The organism is Micromonospora sp. DT178 (assembly GCF_049841695.1).
GTDB lineage: Bacteria > Actinomycetota > Actinomycetes > Mycobacteriales > Micromonosporaceae > Micromonospora.
The window spans coordinates 86017-100656 of the sequence record NZ_JBNCKV010000022.1; the positions used below are offsets into that span (position 1 = coordinate 86017).

The 14640-nt window shown below is 73.6% G+C and carries 17 protein-coding genes; 10 read left to right on the forward strand and 7 right to left on the reverse strand.

Translation table 11 applies throughout. The annotated features are described in order from the left end of the window. The first annotated feature begins 51 nt into the window (after positions 1-51). From ACLQ22_RS29205 to ACLQ22_RS29230, 6 genes are all read left to right on the forward strand, one after another. Entirely contained in the window at positions 52-993 is a 942-nt protein-coding gene (locus ACLQ22_RS29205; RefSeq protein ID WP_425695145.1) for a permease, read from the forward strand. Beyond that, positions 990-1793 (forward strand): TIGR03943 family putative permease subunit, encoded by an 804-nt coding sequence (locus tag ACLQ22_RS29210; protein WP_425695130.1) that lies wholly within the window; start codon positions 990-992, stop codon positions 1791-1793. Before ACLQ22_RS29205 ends, ACLQ22_RS29210 begins: the two co-directional genes overlap by 4 nt. A gap of 56 nt (positions 1794-1849) precedes the next feature. Then, entirely contained in the window at positions 1850-2680 is an 831-nt protein-coding gene (locus tag ACLQ22_RS29215; RefSeq protein ID WP_425695131.1) for an alpha/beta fold hydrolase, read from the forward strand. Positions 2681-2735: 55 nt separating this feature from the next. After that, positions 2736-3500 (forward strand): sugar isomerase domain-containing protein, encoded by a 765-nt coding sequence (locus ACLQ22_RS29220; RefSeq protein ID WP_425695132.1) that lies wholly within the window; start codon positions 2736-2738, stop codon positions 3498-3500. A 121-nt stretch (positions 3501-3621) separates the two neighbouring features. Next, positions 3622-4122: a DUF6328 family protein gene (locus tag ACLQ22_RS29225; RefSeq protein WP_425695133.1), complete on the forward strand. Its 501-nt coding sequence runs from the start codon at positions 3622-3624 to the stop codon at positions 4120-4122. Between the two features lie 115 nt (positions 4123-4237). Further along, on the forward strand, positions 4238-6271 hold the full coding sequence (locus ACLQ22_RS29230) for an acyl-CoA dehydrogenase family protein (protein WP_425695134.1): 2034 nt from the start codon (positions 4238-4240) through the stop codon (positions 6269-6271). A 24-nt stretch (positions 6272-6295) separates the two neighbouring features. Here the strand turns inward: ACLQ22_RS29230 and ACLQ22_RS29235 are convergent, their stop codons facing one another. From ACLQ22_RS29235 to ACLQ22_RS29265, 7 genes are all read right to left on the reverse strand, one after another. Further along, a complete protein-coding gene (locus tag ACLQ22_RS29235) occupies positions 6296-6901 on the reverse strand; it encodes a hypothetical protein (RefSeq protein WP_425695135.1) in 606 nt (201 codons plus the stop codon). A gap of 220 nt (positions 6902-7121) precedes the next feature. After that, on the reverse strand, positions 7122-7514 hold the full coding sequence (locus tag ACLQ22_RS29240; protein ID WP_425695146.1) for a Fur family transcriptional regulator: 393 nt from the start codon (positions 7512-7514) through the stop codon (positions 7122-7124). Between the two features lie 2 nt (positions 7515-7516). Then, on the reverse strand, positions 7517-7816 hold the full coding sequence (locus ACLQ22_RS29245; RefSeq protein ID WP_088998913.1) for an ArsR/SmtB family transcription factor: 300 nt from the start codon (positions 7814-7816) through the stop codon (positions 7517-7519). 43 nt (positions 7817-7859) lie between these two features. Further along, entirely contained in the window at positions 7860-8726 is an 867-nt protein-coding gene (locus tag ACLQ22_RS29250; protein WP_425695136.1) for a metal ABC transporter permease, read from the reverse strand. Position 8727: 1 nt separating this feature from the next. After that, positions 8728-9489, reverse strand: a complete 762-nt coding sequence (locus tag ACLQ22_RS29255; RefSeq protein WP_425695137.1) for a metal ABC transporter ATP-binding protein — start codon at positions 9487-9489, stop codon at positions 8728-8730. Then, positions 9486-10472 (reverse strand): metal ABC transporter substrate-binding protein, encoded by a 987-nt coding sequence (locus tag ACLQ22_RS29260; protein ID WP_425695138.1) that lies wholly within the window; start codon positions 10470-10472, stop codon positions 9486-9488. Before ACLQ22_RS29260 ends, ACLQ22_RS29255 begins: the two co-directional genes overlap by 4 nt. Positions 10473-10526: 54 nt before the next feature. Continuing rightward, complete coding sequence (locus ACLQ22_RS29265; protein WP_425695139.1) at positions 10527-10784, reverse strand: hypothetical protein; 258 nt, start codon at positions 10782-10784, stop codon at positions 10527-10529. 27 nt (positions 10785-10811) lie between these two features. On the opposite strand from ACLQ22_RS29265, the gene ACLQ22_RS29270 reads away from it, so the two are divergent. The 4 genes from ACLQ22_RS29270 (at position 10812) to dusB (ending at position 14482) form a co-directional block, all read left to right on the forward strand. Continuing rightward, positions 10812-11153 (forward strand): antibiotic biosynthesis monooxygenase family protein, encoded by a 342-nt coding sequence (locus ACLQ22_RS29270; protein WP_425695140.1) that lies wholly within the window; start codon positions 10812-10814, stop codon positions 11151-11153. Between the two features lie 126 nt (positions 11154-11279). Beyond that, a complete protein-coding gene (locus ACLQ22_RS29275) occupies positions 11280-11753 on the forward strand; it encodes a hypothetical protein (protein WP_425695147.1) in 474 nt (157 codons plus the stop codon). A 114-nt stretch (positions 11754-11867) separates the two neighbouring features. Beyond that, entirely contained in the window at positions 11868-13247 is a 1380-nt protein-coding gene (locus ACLQ22_RS29280) for a glycine--tRNA ligase (protein ID WP_088998919.1), read from the forward strand. Between the two features lie 62 nt (positions 13248-13309). Next, entirely contained in the window at positions 13310-14482 is a 1173-nt protein-coding gene (gene dusB / locus ACLQ22_RS29285; protein WP_425695141.1) for a tRNA dihydrouridine synthase DusB, read from the forward strand. Positions 14483-14640 lie beyond the last annotated feature (158 nt).

Below are 14640 nucleotides of genomic sequence, written 5' to 3' on the forward strand. Positions count from 1 at the left end.
CCGGGCGTACGCGAGGAGACGCCGGCGGCGCCCCGCGGCCCGGAGCGGCAGATCGGGTCGGTGGAGGTCCTCGCCGGCCTGCTCATCCTGCTGGTCCTCTTCCGCGAGCCGCTCGCCCGCGCCCTCTCCGCGCCCCGGTTGCAGACCTGGACCACCGTCTTCGTCTCGGTCATGGTGCAGGCGGTGCCGTTCCTGGTCTTCGGGGTGCTGCTCTCCGCGGTGATCGCCGTCTTCGTGCCCCGGTCGTTCTGGGCCCGGGCGCTGCCGCGTCATCCCGCGCTCGCGGTGCCGGTGGCCAGCGCGGCCGGCGTGGTGCTGCCCGGCTGCGAGTGCGGGGCGGTGCCGATCGCCGGGTCGCTGATCCGGCGCGGGGTCACCCCGGCCGCGGCCCTGGCGTTCCTGCTCGCAGCCCCGGCGATCAACCCGATCGTGCTCACCGCCACCGCAGTGGCCTTCCCCGACGACCCGGCGATGGTCCTGGGCCGGGCCGTCGCGAGCCTGGTCGTCGCGATGGTGATGGGCTGGCTGTGGCTGCGCCTCGGCCGGGCCGACTGGATCCGGCTGCCGCGCCGGCCGGAGCTGGATGACGGCTCGCGCGGGCGGGCGTTCTGGGGGGCGGTCCGGCACGACGTCACGCACGCCGGCGGGTTCCTGGTGATCGGCGCGGCGGCCGCGGCCACGATCAACGTCGTGGTGCCGGAGCGCTGGTTGCAGACGCTCGCCGACGACCCCGTGCTCTCGGTGCTCGCGCTGGCCGCGCTCGCGGTGCTGCTCTCCCTCTGCTCCGAGGCGGACGCCTTCGTCGCCGCCTCGCTGTCGCAGTTCTCGCTGACCTCCCGACTGGTCTTCCTGGTGGTGGGGCCGATGGTTGACCTCAAGCTCATCTCGATGCAGGCCGGGGTCTTCGGCCGGCGGTTCGCGCTGCGGTTCGCCCCGACCACCTTCGCGGTGGCCGTCGCGGTGGCCGTCGGGACCGGGGCGGTGCTGCTGTGAACCGGCAGGCGCAGGCGGTCGTCCTGCTGCTGCTCGGGGGCGCGGTTGTCCGGGCCAGCCTCACCGACCTGCACCTGCGCTACGTCAAGGAAGGGCTGCGGCCCTTCCTGATCGCCGCCGGCCTGCTGCTGGTGGCCGCCGCGGTCATGACCCTCTTCTACGAGCTGCGCCCGCTCCTGCGACGCACGCCCGCCGGCCACCACGACGGCCACCACGCTCAGGGCGGCCAAGGCGGCCACGACGCTCAGGGCGACCACGACGGGCACGACGGCGATGGCGGGCACGACGGCCACGGCCACCACGAGCCCCGGGTCGGCTGGCTGCTGATCCTGCCCGTGCTGGGCCTGCTGCTGATCGCCCCGCCGGCCCTGGGCTCGTACGCGGCCGGGCAGGCCGGCACCGCCGTCACCACCCGGCAGCAGCCGTCCGACTACCCGCCGCTGCCCGACGGCGATCCCGTGCGGGTGGCCGTGCTCGACTACGCCTCCCGGGCCCTGTTCGACCGGGGCGCCTCGATCGGCGAGCGCCGGGTCCAGCTGACCGGCTTCGTCACCATCGGCCCCGACGGCCGGCCGCTGCTGGCCCGGATGGTGCTCTCCTGCTGCGCCGCCGACGGGCGGCCGGTCAAGCTGGGGCTGACCGGCGCGGCCCCCGACGGGCTCGCCGACGACACCTGGATCGAGGTGACCGGCCGCTACAGCGAGCGCATCGCCCGCGACCCGGTCAACGACGCCGAGATCCCCTACCTGGACGTGGAGTCCTGGCGGCAGGTGCCCGTCCCCCGGCAACAGTACGAGTGACCCGTGGGCCCGGCAGTCCCGGGCGGCCGGGTGCGGCGCTGGGTAGGCTCACGATCATGCGGATCGAGGCCCGGGGGTTCACGTTCGACGTCCGCGTCGGCGGACCGGAGGGCGGCACGCCCGTCCTGCTGCTGCACGGCTTCCCCCAGCACGGCGGGGAGTTCGACGACGTGGTGCCCGCGCTGCACGCCGCCGGCCTGCGCACGTACGCGCCGGACCAGCGCGGCTACTCGCCGGGCGCGCGGCCCGAGGCCGTCGAGGCGTACCGGCTGCCGGAACTGGTCGCCGACGCCGTGGGCCTACTCGACGCGCTGGGCGTCGACGCGGCGCACCTGGTGGGGCACGACTGGGGCGCGATCGTGGCCTGGGCCGTCGCGGCCCACCACCCCGAGCGGGTCCGCACGCTGACCGCGGTCTCCGTGCCGCACCCCGGCGCCATGGCGTGGGCGCTGGCCGAGGACGCGGGGCAGAAGGCGCGCTCGGCATACATGACGGTGTTCCGCAAGCCGGGCACGGCGGAGAAGGCGCTGCTGGCGCTGAACGCGACCGGGCTGCGCCGGATGCTGCACGGGGTCGGCGACGACGCGCGGGTGGCCGCGTACGCGGACCCGATGCGCGAGCCGGGCGCGCTGACCGCCGCCCTGAACTGGTACCGCGCGATGTCCCGCCGGGACCTGGCCGCCACCGGGCCGGTGACGGTGCCGACCACGTTCGTGTGGAGCGGTCGCGACATCGCGATCGGCCGGACCGCCGCCGAGGCGTGCGCCGAGCACGTGACCGGGGACTACCGCTTCGTCGAGCTGCCCCGGGTGAGCCACTGGATCCCCGACGAGGCGCCCGCACCGCTGGCCGAGGCGATCCTGGCCCGGGTGCACGACCCGGTCTGACCTTCCCCGCGACGCCGGCCGGCGGACGCCGGCCCACCCCTGACGGAGGTACGACATGGACCGAGCAGACACGACGGTGAAGGCCGAGGACTTCCTGGCCGTGGTAACCGACACGATGAACCGGGTGGCCGAGAGCCAGCGCGAGGCGGTGGGGCGGGCCGCCGACCTGATCGCCGAGGCGGTACGCGCCGACGGCGTGGTGCACGCGTTCGGCACCGGCCACTCCGAGGCGCTGGCCATGGAGATCGCCGGGCGGGCCGGCGGGCTGGTCCCCACGAACCGGATCGCCCTGCGGGACCTGGTGCTCCGCGGCGGGGCCCCGGCGGACGTGCTCGGGCCGCTGCTGGAGCGCGACCCGGCGGTGGCGCACCGCCTCTACGAGCTGGCCCCGGTCGGCCCCCGGGACGTCTTCGTGCTCGCCTCCAACTCGGGCGTGAACGGCGCGATGGTGGAGTTCGCGTCGCTGGTCAGGGAGAAGGGCCACGGGCTGGTCGCGATCACCTCGGCGCAGCACTCCGGGCAGATGACCTCGCGCCACCCGTCGGGGCGCAAGCTCGCCGACTTCGCCGACGTGGTGCTCGACAACGGCGCCCCGTACGGCGACGCGACGCTGCCGCTGCCCGGCGGCGGCGCGGTCGGCGCGGTCTCGTCGATCACCGCGGCGTTGCTGGCGCAGCAGATCACGATCGAGGTGGTGGCCCGGCTGCTGGCGGCGGGGGAGCGGCCCCCGGTCTACCTGTCGGCCAACATCGCCGGGGGCGACGAGCACAACAACGCCCTGGAGGCCCGGTACGCAGGCCGGATCCGGCGCGGCTCCTGACCGGACGGGACCGGCGCTCCGGGCAGCGACGTGAGTCGGTTTCGCGCGTCGGCCGGTGGGGCATCAGCGATGCTGCCGCCGGCCGCCCCCGCCGGCAGTACCGTCTGACCGGAGGTAGCGCGTGTCCAAGGAAACCGAGAAGCAGCGCTGGCAGCGCAACTTCGCCGACCTGCTCCAGGAGCTTCGGGTCGCCCAGACCGGCGTGCAGATCCTCTTCGCCTTCCTGCTCACCCTGCCGTTCAGCAACGGCTTCACCCGTACGAGTGGCTTCCAGAAGGACGTCTACATCGTCGCGTTGCTGTCGGCAGCCGCGGCCACCGCGATGATCATTTCTCCGGTGGCGTTCCACCGCGCGCTGTTCCGGCAGGGCCGCAAGCCGGAGCTGGTCCGGTTCGCGCACCGGATGGCCAGTGGTGGGCTCGCCTTCATGCTGATCTCGATGGTCAGCGCGGTGCTGCTGATCACCGACTTCGTGCTGGACCGGAGCATCGCCCTGGTGCTCAGCGGCCTCATCGGCCTCTGGTTCCTCACCTTCTGGGTGTTCCTGCCGTTCTCCCGGCGCAACTGGGGCGACGACGACGCCGACGACGACGAGAACGAGCCGCGGTCCCTCAGCGACTGACCGGGGTCGACGAAGCTCGATATTTACCGATCGCTACCCCTGGGTAACACCCGGGGGTAGCGTGCTGTTCGTCGAGCACGTTGACGCATCCGGACCGAGGTTCGAGGGGGCCGCCGTGACCACGACAGAGAACAGCCGACCCGCGCCCGACGGATCAGGCGCCGACCGGTCGACGCCGGCCACCGCCGACGACCCGCCGGCGGCCGGCGCGGCCGGGCCCCTGCCGAGGGAGGCCGGTCAGGTCTCCGAGAAGGAGGCCCGACAGGTCGCCGAGGCGGCCCGGGAGTCCTCCTGGGACCGTCCCAGCTTCGGCAAGGAACTCTTCCTCGGCCGGTTCCGGCTCGACCTGATCGACCCCTGGCCGCGCTCCGACCCGGAGGACGTCGCCCGCGCCGACGAGTTCCTCGGCCGGTTCCGCGAGTTCCTCGCCTCCGAGGTGGACGGCGCCGCGATCGAGCGGGACGCGTCCATCCCGGACGAGGTGTTCCAGGGCCTGGCCCGCCTCGGCGCCTTCGGCATGAAGATCGACCGGTCGTACGGCGGGCTCGGGCTCAGCAACCTGCACTACTGCCGGGCGCTCATGCTGGCCGGCTCGGTCAGCCCGGCGATCGGCGCGCTGCTCTCGGCGCACCAGTCGATCGGGGTGCCGCAGCCGTTGAAGATGTTCGGCACCGCCGAGCAGAAGCAGCGCTTCCTGCCCCGGCTCGCCGCCGGCGAGGTCTCCGCGTTCCTGCTCACCGAACCGGACGTCGGCTCCGACCCGGCCCGGCTGGCCACCACCGCCGAGCCCACGCCCGACGGCACCGGCTACCGGCTCAACGGCGTGAAGCTGTGGGCCACCAACGGCACCGTCGCCACCCTGCTCGTCGTGATGGCCCGGGTGCCCGCCGCCGAGGGGCGGCGCGGCGGGATCACCGCCTTCGTCGTCGAGGGCGACACGGAGGGCATCACGGTCGAGCGGCGCAACGCCTTCATCGGCCTGCGCGGCCTGGAGAACAGCCTGACCCGCTTCCACGACGTCTTCGTACCGAAGGAGAACGTCATCGGTGGCGAGGGCAAGGGCCTGAAGATCGCGCTGACCACCCTGAACACCGGGCGGCTGTCGCTGCCGGCCATGTGTGTCGGCGCCGGCAAGTGGGCGCTGAACGTGGCCCGGGAGTGGGCCGTCGACCGGGTGCAGTGGGGGCGGCCCGTGGGCGAGCACGAGGCGGTGGCCCAGAAGCTCTCCTTCATCGCCGCGACGACGTACGGCATGGAGACCATGCTGGACCTCTGCTGCCTGCTCGCCGACGACGACCGCAACGACATCCGGATCGAGGCGGCGCTGGTCAAGCTCTACGCCAGCGAGATGGCCTGGAAGATCGCCGACGAGCTGGTGCAGATCCGGGGCGGCCGCGGCTACGAGACGGCCGACTCGCTCGCCGCCCGGGGCGAGCGACCCGCCGCCGTCGAGCAGATGCTGCGCGACCTGCGGATCAACCGCATCTTCGAGGGCTCCACCGAGATCATGCACCTGCTCATCGCCCGCGAGGCGGTCGACGCGCACCTGTCGGTCGCCGGCGACATCATCGACCCGGACGCCGGGCTCGGCCGCAAGGCCAGGGCCGGGGCGAAGGCCGGCGCCTTCTACGCGAGGTGGCTGCCCACCCTCGCCGTCGGCAGGGGACAGCGCCCGTCGGCGTACGCCGAGTTCGGCCCGCTCGCCGGCCACCTGCGGCAGGTGGAGCGCGCCTCGCGCAAGCTGGCCCGCTCGACGTTCTACGCGATGTCCCGCTGGCAGGGGAAGATGGAGCGCAAGCAGGCGTTCCTCGGCCGGGTCGTGGACATCGGCGCGGAGCTGTTCGCCATGTCCGCGGTCTGCGTACGCGCCCACGCCGAGCGGGAGGCCCGGCCCGAGAACGTGGAGCTGGCCGACCTGTTCTGCCGGCAGGCCCGGGTCCGCATCGACGCGCTCTTCACCGCCCTGTGGGACAACACCGACTCCGTCGACACGGTCGCCGCGAAGCGGATCCTCGCCGGGCGCTACGCCGCCCTGGAGGACGGCGTGATCACCCCCGCCGACGACCTGCCCTGGGTGGCCCCCTGGTCCCCCGGCCCCTCCACGACGGACGACGCCCGCCGCCGCCTCCCACCCACCCCTGCCTCCTGACCCAGTCCGCCGGGGTGGGCGGGTCTAGCGGGGGCGACGGAGGCCCAGGTGGCGTAGTTCCAGGGCGGCCAGCGCGTCGACGGTGGCGTCGTCGCCGCGGCGCCACGCCTCGGCCACGTCGGGCGCGATCCTGGTCAGCCGCCCCAGCGGCTGGGTGGCCAGCGCGCGCAGCGCCAGCAGGTCCCGGCCGGCGGGGGCGGCGGCCAGCTTCGCCGCCGAGCCGGCCCGGCGCATCCAACGCACCCGCAGCGGCAGCCAACCGAAGAGCACCAGGCCGAGCGGGAAGACCAGCACGGCGACGGCCAGCGCGAGGGCGAGCTGGTCGACCAGCTCCTGCTGGTCGCGCCCCGCCTCGGCCAGCGAGCGGGCGGCGGTGGCGGCCCGCTCGAACGGCGCGGTCAGCTCGTCGCCGACCAGTGGCACCCGGTCGACCTTGCCGCCCGCCTCGGCCAGGTTGTCGGCGAGGCCGCTGCCGGCCCCCTCCAGCTTCTGCCCGGGTACGGCGAGCTTCTGGACCAGGTCGTGCAGCCACAGCGCGCCACGGATCGCGCCGTACACCCAGGCGACGACGAGCAGGTCGGTGATCAACTGTCGGACGGCGGTCGGGAAACGATCGGCGTAGATCTTCACGCCGGACAGCGTGCCACGCGCACCCGTCCCCGGCACGCGACGCGAACGGCGGCGCACCGCCCGGCGCCCGGCGGACGGCACGACGGCGGACGGCGCCAACGGCGGCACGACGGTGGACGGCGCAACGGGCGGACCCGCGGCCGGCGCAACGGCGGCCGGCACAACGGGTGGACCCGCGGCCGGCGCGACGGTGGACCCGCGGTCGGCGCTACGGGCGGGGTCAGCCCGCGCAGGCCGGGCAGGTGCCGAAGATCTCCAGGGTGTGGCTGACGTCGGCGTAGCCGTGCTTCGCCGCCACCCGCTCGGCCCAGCTCTCCACCGTCGGCCCCGCGACCTCCACCGTGCGGCCGCAGGACCGGCAGACCAGGTGGTGGTGGTGACCCTCGCTGCACCGGCGGTAGAGGTGCTCGCCGCCCGGCGGGCGCATCACGTCGATCTCGCCGGTGTCGGCGAGCCCCTGGAGCGTGCGGTAGACGGTGGTCAGCCCGACCCGCTCGCCGCGCTCGCGCAGCATCGCGTGCAGATCCTGCGCGCTGTGGAAGCCCTCCAGCTCGCCGAGCAGCGCGCTCACCGCCGAGCGCTGCCGGGTGTTGCGGACCGTGGCACCCGTCATGATCATGATCCCTCCCCGGCGTGGCTCACCGCGTCGGCCACGATGTGTGCGACGTGCTCGTCGACCAGCGCGTACGCGATCTCGCGACCCCGCCGGGAGCCGCGCACCACGCCGGCGCCCCGCAGCACCCGCAGGTGCTGGGAGACCAGCGGCTGCGCGGCGCCGAGCTTGTCGACCAGCTCGTGCACGCAACGCTCGCCCTCGGCGAGCTCGCTGACGATGGCCAACCGGATCGGCGCCGAGAGGGCACGCAAGAGCTCGCTTGCGCCCTCGAAGGCGTCGTAGCCTGATCCGTCGGTCACCCCGTAACGGTAACCAATCCCACCGACACGCCGCTGACCAGGATCAGTGGAGCACCACCTCGTGCGGCTCCGGCGCGGGCGCGGCGGCCGGGGTACGCCGCCGGCGCAGCACCCGCCACACCGCACCGAGGACCGCGACCACCCCGAACGAGGCGATCGCCATCAGCACCACCGAGGCGCCGGGGGCGGTGTCGGCGTTCGCCGCCACGTAGACCCCGGAGCCGGCGGCGAAGAGCCCGAGCGCCATCGCCGCCGCCATCGTGCTGCGGAACCCCCGGGTCACCTGCTGCGCGGTCGCCACCGGCACCACCATCAGGGCGCTGATCAGCAGCACCCCGACGGCCCGCATGGCGATCGTCACGGTGACCGCGGTGGCCACGGCGAGCAGCAGGTTGAGCGTGCGCACCGGCAGGCCGGAGACCCGGGCGTACTCCTCGTCGTGGCAGACCGCGAAGAGGGCCGGGCGCAGCGCCAGCATGGTCACCCCGATCGCGACGCCGAGCACCGCGATGGTGGTCAGGTCCTGCGGGGAGATCGTGGTCAGCGACCCGAACAGGTAGGCGTTCAGGTTGGCGCTGGTGCTGTCGGAGAGCCCGACCAGCGTCACGCCGCCGGCGATGCCGCCGTAGAAGAGCAGGGCCAGGGCCAGGTCGCCGGAGGTGCGCCCCCGGGCGCGGACCAGCTCGATGGTGATCGCGCCGGCGGTCGCCACGGCCACCGCGACGAGCACGGGGGACCGGTTGAGCAGCAGGCCCGCGCCGACGCCGGTGAGCGCCACGTGCCCCACCCCGTCGCCGATCAGGGCGAGCCGCCGCTGCACCAGGTAGATGCCGAGCGCCGGGGCGGCCAGGCCGATGATCAGCGCCCCGATCAGGGCCCGCTGCATGTAGGGGTACTGGAAGAGTTCCATCTCAGCTGCTCCACAGCCCGGCGGGCTCGTCGGGTCCGTGCGGGTGCACGTGGTCGTGGTCGGGCTCCGCGTGGTGGCCGGCGGGCTCGGGCACCGGGCCGTCGTGGCAGATCCCACCCTGGTGTACGACGACCGCCCGGCTGATCAGCGGCCGCAACGGCCCGAGCTCGTGGGCCACCAGCAGCACCGTGCCGCCACCGGCGACGAAGTCGTGCAGCGCCCCGGCGAAGGCCTCCTGGCTGGCCGCGTCGACCCCGGCGGTCGGCTCGTCGAGGACCAGCAGCTCCGGCTGACCGGCCAGCGCCCGGGCGATCAGGGTGCGCTGCTGCTGCCCGCCGGAGAGGGTGCCGACGGGGTCGCGGGCCCGGTCGGCGAGCCCGACCGCCTCCAGCGCGGCGGTCACCGCCGCCCGGTCCGCCGCGCCGGGCGGGCGCAGCACCCCGCGTCGGGCGAGCCGGCCGGAGGCCACCACCTCGCGGACGGTGGCCGGCACGCCGCTGCCGGCGCCGAGGCGCTGCGGGACGTACCCGATGCGGTGCCACTGCCGGAAACGGCGCAGCGGGCGGTCGAAGAGGGTGACCGAGCCGGAGCTGAGCGGCACCAGGCCGAGCGCGGCGCGGACCAGGGTGGACTTGCCGGAGCCGTTGGCGCCGAGCACCGCGACCACCTCGCCGGCGGTCACGGTCAGCGAGACGTCACGCAGCACGGGGCGGCCGTCGTAGCCGACCACCCCGTGCGCGACGGTGATGACTGGAGATGTCACGAGCAGTTCAACGCCGTCCGCAGGGTCGCAAGGTTGGTACGCATCACCGAAAGGTAGTCGCCGCCGCCGGTCGACAGCCCTTCCAGGGGGTCCAGCACCGCGGTCTTCGCGCCGACCTCGGCGGCGATGGTCTCGGCCACCTTCGGGCTGACCAGCGTCTCGAAGAAGATCGTGGTGGCCTTGTGCTCCCGGGCCTCCTGGGCGACCTCGGCCAGGCGCTGCGGGGCGGGCTCGTTCTCGGGGCTGAGCCCGGTGATGCCGATCTGCTCCAGCTTGTAGCGCTCGGTCAGGTAGCCGAAGGCGGTGTGGCTGACCACGATCTCCCGCCGCTGGCAGGTCTTCAGCCCGGCCGTGAACTCGGCGTCCAGCTTCTCCAGCTCGGCGCGCAGCGCTCCGGCGCGGGCGGTGTAGTCGGCGGCGCGGTCCGGGTCGGCCTGACCGAGCCGCTCGGCGAGCTTGTCGCCGACCGTGGCGAGGCGGGTGGGGTCCAGCCAGAGGTGCGGGTCCTTGGTGCCGCCCTCCTCGTGGCCGGGCTCCTCGGCCTTGCCCGACTCCCCGGGGTGGGCGTGCTCCCCGCCCTCGTGGTCGTGGTCGTGGCCGCCCGCGGCGGCGTCCATCAGCGGCTGCACGGTCGACACGTCGAACGCGCGGTCCTTGGCGTTCTGCTCGACGGCCTCGTCCAGCGCCGGCTGGAAGCCCTTGAGGAGCACGACCAGCTCCGCCTCGGCGACCTGGCCGACCTGGCCCGGGTTCAGCTCCAGGTCGTGCGGCTCCGCCCCGGGCTTGACCAGGTTGCTCACCTTCACCGCGTCACCGCCGATGCGCTCCGCGAGGAACTGCAACGGGTAGAAGGCGGCCACCACGTCGACCCGCTGCGGGTCGGCGCCGGCCGGGCCGTCGTCGGAACAGGCCGTGACACCACCCAGGGCGAGCAGGGCGGTGGTGGCGACGGCCAGGGTGCGCGGGGCGGAGCGGATGTTCATGCCATGAACTCTCCGCGACAACGATAATGATTGTCAAAAACGCATGCTTGCATGTCAGAACAGCTTCACCAGGCCCGCGGTGACCAGCAGGGTGAGCGCCACCAGCCGGATCACCCGCGTCGGCGCCGTCTGCACCGACCACGTGGTGACCAGCAGCGCGGCCACGGCCGCGGCGAGCAGCAGGGTGAACAGGCCGCCGACCACGCCGGGGGTGAAGAACGCGACAAGCACCAGCACCAGGGTGACCAGGAACACCGTCGTCGGGTTCGCCCGGGCCAGCCGGGCCGGCAGGGGGCTCTGCGTACGCTGCATCCCACAGACTCTACGAGGAGGAACCCCGTGCTGGTGACGAACCGGTTCGTGGTGGACGTCGATGTCGCCGACGAGTTCACCGAGCGGGCGCACGCCGCCCTCGCCGCGCTCGCGGCCCGCCCCGGTTACCTGCGCGGCCAACTGGTCCGGGCACTGGACGACCCCCGGCACTGGTGCCTGGTCACGGAGTGGGAGTCCGTCGGCACCTACCGGCGGGCCCTGGGCGGCTTCGACGTCAAGATCACCGCAGTGCCGCTGCTCGCGGAGTCGCTCGACGAACCGTCGGCGTACGAGGCGCTCGCCAGCGCCGCCCCCGGCGGGGACGTCGTCCGGGCCGCCAGCGATCGGGCCGCTGGTCCTTACCGCTGAGCCCGTGGGCACTACATTGCTTGCATGACCGCTCCCGGACCGGCGACCCCGCCGGCGTACCCTCCGTCGCCCGGCCAGCAGTGGGCACAGCCGCCCGCCGTGCCCGGCCCGCCGGCGGATCCGGGCGTGCCCGCCCCGCCCGCCGGGCCGGGGGTCTCCCCGCCGTTCGCGGCGCCGCCCACCGAGGGGCGCAACACCCGGCTCTGGCTCGGGCTGGGCGCGGGGGCGCTCGCCGTGCTGCTCTGCTGCGGCGGTGGCGGCGCCGCCGTGGTGGGGCTGGCCGTGACCGGGGTGCAGGCCGTGCGCGAGCAGGGACGCACCGTCTCCACCGACTACTACCAGGCGCTCGTCGAGCGCAAGTACGGCGCGGCGTACGACCAGCTCTGCGACGACGCGCAGCGGCGCGAGTCACGCCGCGAGTTCGAGCGCCGGGCGGCCGCCGAGCCGCAGATCGCGACCTTCCGGGTGGGCGACGTGGACGCCGTCTCCCTCACCGTGCCCGTCGACGTCACCTACACGGGCGGCCGGCAGGACCGGCAGGAGGTCACCCTCGGGCAGGACCAGCAGACCGGCGGCATGGAGGTGTGCGGGGTGAGCTGACCCGCCCCCGGTATTCTGCTGGGCCCGGGACGGCGCGGGTCGTACCGTTGTCCCGAACTGTTCCTTCCGTCCTTACCGCGTCCCCGCCGACCGCCAGTCGGCGTAGGAGGAAACATGCCAGCCGACCGTATCGACGCCGTCGTCAGCCTCGCCAAGCGCCGAGGCTTCGTCTTCCCCTCCAGCGAGATCTACGGAGGCACCCGGTCGGCGTGGGACTACGGTCCGCTCGGCGTGGAACTGAAGGAGAACGTCCGCCGGCAGTGGTGGAAGACGATGGTCCAGCAGCGCGACGACGTGGTCGGCCTCGACTCCGCCGTGATCCTGGCCCGCGACGTCTGGGCCGCCTCCGGCCACCTGGACGCCTTCGTCGACCCGCTGACCGAGTGCCAGTCGTGCCACAAGCGGTTCCGGGCCGACCACCTCGAGGAGGCGTACGAGGCCAAGCACGGCAAGCCGCCGGCCTCGCTGACCGAGCTGAACTGCCCGAACTGCGGCAACAAGGGCACCTTCACCGAGCCGAAGATGTTCAACGGCCTGATGAAGACCTTCCTCGGCCCGGTCGAGAGCGAGGAGGGCATGCACTACCTGCGGCCCGAGACCGCCCAGGGCATCTTCGTCAACTACAAGAACGTGGAGACGGTCGCCCGCAAGAAGCCGCCGTTCGGCATCGCCCAGACCGGCAAGTCGTTCCGCAACGAGATCACCCCGGGCAACTTCATCTTCCGCACCCGCGAGTTCGAGCAGATGGAGATGGAGTTCTTCGTCGAGCCGGGCTCGGACGAGCAGTGGCACGAGTACTGGCTCTCCGAGCGCTGGAACTGGTACCTCGACCTGGGCCTGTCGGAGGGCAACCTGCGCTTCTACGAGCACCCGAAGGAGAAGCTCTCCCACTACTCGAAGCGCACTGTCGACATCGAGTACCGCTTCCAGTTCGGCGGCACCGAGTTCGCGGAGCTGGAGGGCATCGCCAACCGCACCGACTTCGACCTGACCACGCACAGCAAGCACTCCGGCGTCGACCTGTCCTACTTCGACCAGGCCAAGGGCGAGCGCTGGATGCCGTACGTCATCGAGCCGGCCGCCGGCCTCACCCGCGCGGTGCTCGCGTTCCTGCTGGAGGCGTACGACGAGGACGAGGCGCCGAACACCAAGGGCGGCGTGGACAAGCGCACGGTGATGCGCTTCGACCCGAGGCTGGCCCCGGTCAAGGTGGCCGTGCTGCCGCTGTCGCGCAACGAGGCGCTCTCGCCGAAGGCGAAGGGCCTCGCCGCCGACCTGCGCAAGCGCTGGGTGGTGGAGTTCGACGACTCGCAGGCGATCGGCCGCCGCTACCGCCGCCAGGACGAGATCGGCACCCCGTTCTGCGTGACGGTCGACTTCGACACCCTGGACGACAACGCGGTGACCGTGCGGAACCGGGACACCATGGCCCAGGAGCGCATCGCGCTGGACCAGGTCGAGCGCTACCTGATCGAGCGTCTCCCCGGCTGCTGAGCTGCGGCGGGGCCCCGGCCGGCGCGGAAGTCGCGCGGGCCGGGGCCCCGTACACTTGTCCGGTGACCGCGCCGACCGTTCCCGCACTGCGCCCGCTGACCATCGGGCGGCACGAGGTGTGGCCGCCGGTGGTGCTCGCGCCGATGGCGGGCATCACCAACGTCGGCTTCCGGCAGCTCTGCCGGGAGCAGGGCGGCGGCATCTACGTCTGCGAGATGATCACCACCGTCGCGCTGGTCGAGCGGAACCCGAAGACGCTGCGCATGATCGCGTTCGGCGACGAGGAGCGGCCCCGCAGCCTCCAGCTCTACGGCACCGACCCGGAGATCACCGCCGCCGCCGTGCGGATCGTGGTGGAGAAGGACCTCGCCGACCACATCGACCTCAACTTCGGCTGCCCGGTGCCCAAGGTCACCCGCAAGGGCGGCGGCTCGGCGCTGCCGTGGCGGCGCCGGCTCTTCGCGCGGCTGGTCAGGGCCGCGGTGGACGCCGCGTCACCCGCCGGGGTGCCGGTCACGGTCAAGATGCGCAAGGGCATCGACGACGACCACCTGACGTACGTCGAGGCGGGCCTCGCCGCCCAGGACGCCGGCGTGGCGGCGGTCGCCCTGCACGGGCGTACGGCCGCGCAGCGCTACTCCGGCACGGCGGACTGGGACGCCATCGCCACGCTCAAGCAGGCCCTCGACGTGCCGGTGCTCGGCAACGGCGACATCTGGGAGGCCGACGACGCGCTGCGGATGGTGGCGCACACGGGCGTCGACGGGGTGGTGATCGGCCGGGGCTGCCTGGGCCGCCCGTGGCTCTTCGCCGACCTGGAGGCCGCGTTCGACGGCCGCCCGGAACGCCGCCTGCCCACCCTGGGCGAGGTGGCGCGGACCATGCGCCGCCACGCCGAACTGCTGGTCGACCAGTTCACCGCGGGCTCGCGTACCCCCGCCCGGGGCGAGCGGGACGGCTGCACCGACTTCCGCAAGCACGTCGCCTGGTACCTCAAGGGCTTCCCGGTCGGCAGCGAACTGCGCCGCGAGCTGGCCATGATCGAGAGCCTGACCCAGCTCGACGACCTGCTCGGCAAGCTGGACCCGACGGAGCCCTTCCCGGTGGCCACGTTGGGCCAGCCGCGTGGCCGCACCAACTCGCCCGGCAAGGTCTTCCTGCCGGACGGCTGGCTGGCCAGCCGCGACGACGACACCGTCCCGGAGGGCGCCGAGCTGGCCGACTCGGGCGGCTGAGCCCCCGCCCCCTCGGTCATGACGAAAGGGCCGGACCCCTGTGCGGGGTCCGGCCCTTCGTCGTCTTCGTGTGGGTGTTGTTCGTCGGTCAGGCGGTGTAGCCGCGGGTGGCGATCCAGTCGGCCAGGTTGTCGACGCTCATGCGGTAGGAGGCCTGG

Excerpts from the sequence above, each read along its gene's own strand:
- ACLQ22_RS29215 (WP_425695131.1), top strand. The coding sequence starts at position 1,850 with ATGCGGATCGAGGCCCGGGGGTTCACGTTCGACGTCCGCGTCGGCGGA.
- ACLQ22_RS29265 (WP_425695139.1), bottom strand. The coding sequence starts at position 10,784 with ATGCAGCGTACGCAGAGCCCCCTGCCGGCCCGGCTGGCCCGGGCGAAC.
- ACLQ22_RS29250 (WP_425695136.1), bottom strand. The coding sequence starts at position 8,726 with ATGGAACTCTTCCAGTACCCCTACATGCAGCGGGCCCTGATCGGGGCG.
- ACLQ22_RS29260 (WP_425695138.1), bottom strand. The coding sequence starts at position 10,472 with ATGAACATCCGCTCCGCCCCGCGCACCCTGGCCGTCGCCACCACCGCC.
- ACLQ22_RS29280 (WP_088998919.1), top strand. The coding sequence starts at position 11,868 with ATGCCAGCCGACCGTATCGACGCCGTCGTCAGCCTCGCCAAGCGCCGA.
- ACLQ22_RS29220 (WP_425695132.1), top strand. The coding sequence starts at position 2,736 with ATGGACCGAGCAGACACGACGGTGAAGGCCGAGGACTTCCTGGCCGTG.
- ACLQ22_RS29240 (WP_425695146.1), bottom strand. The coding sequence starts at position 7,514 with ATGACGGGTGCCACGGTCCGCAACACCCGGCAGCGCTCGGCGGTGAGC.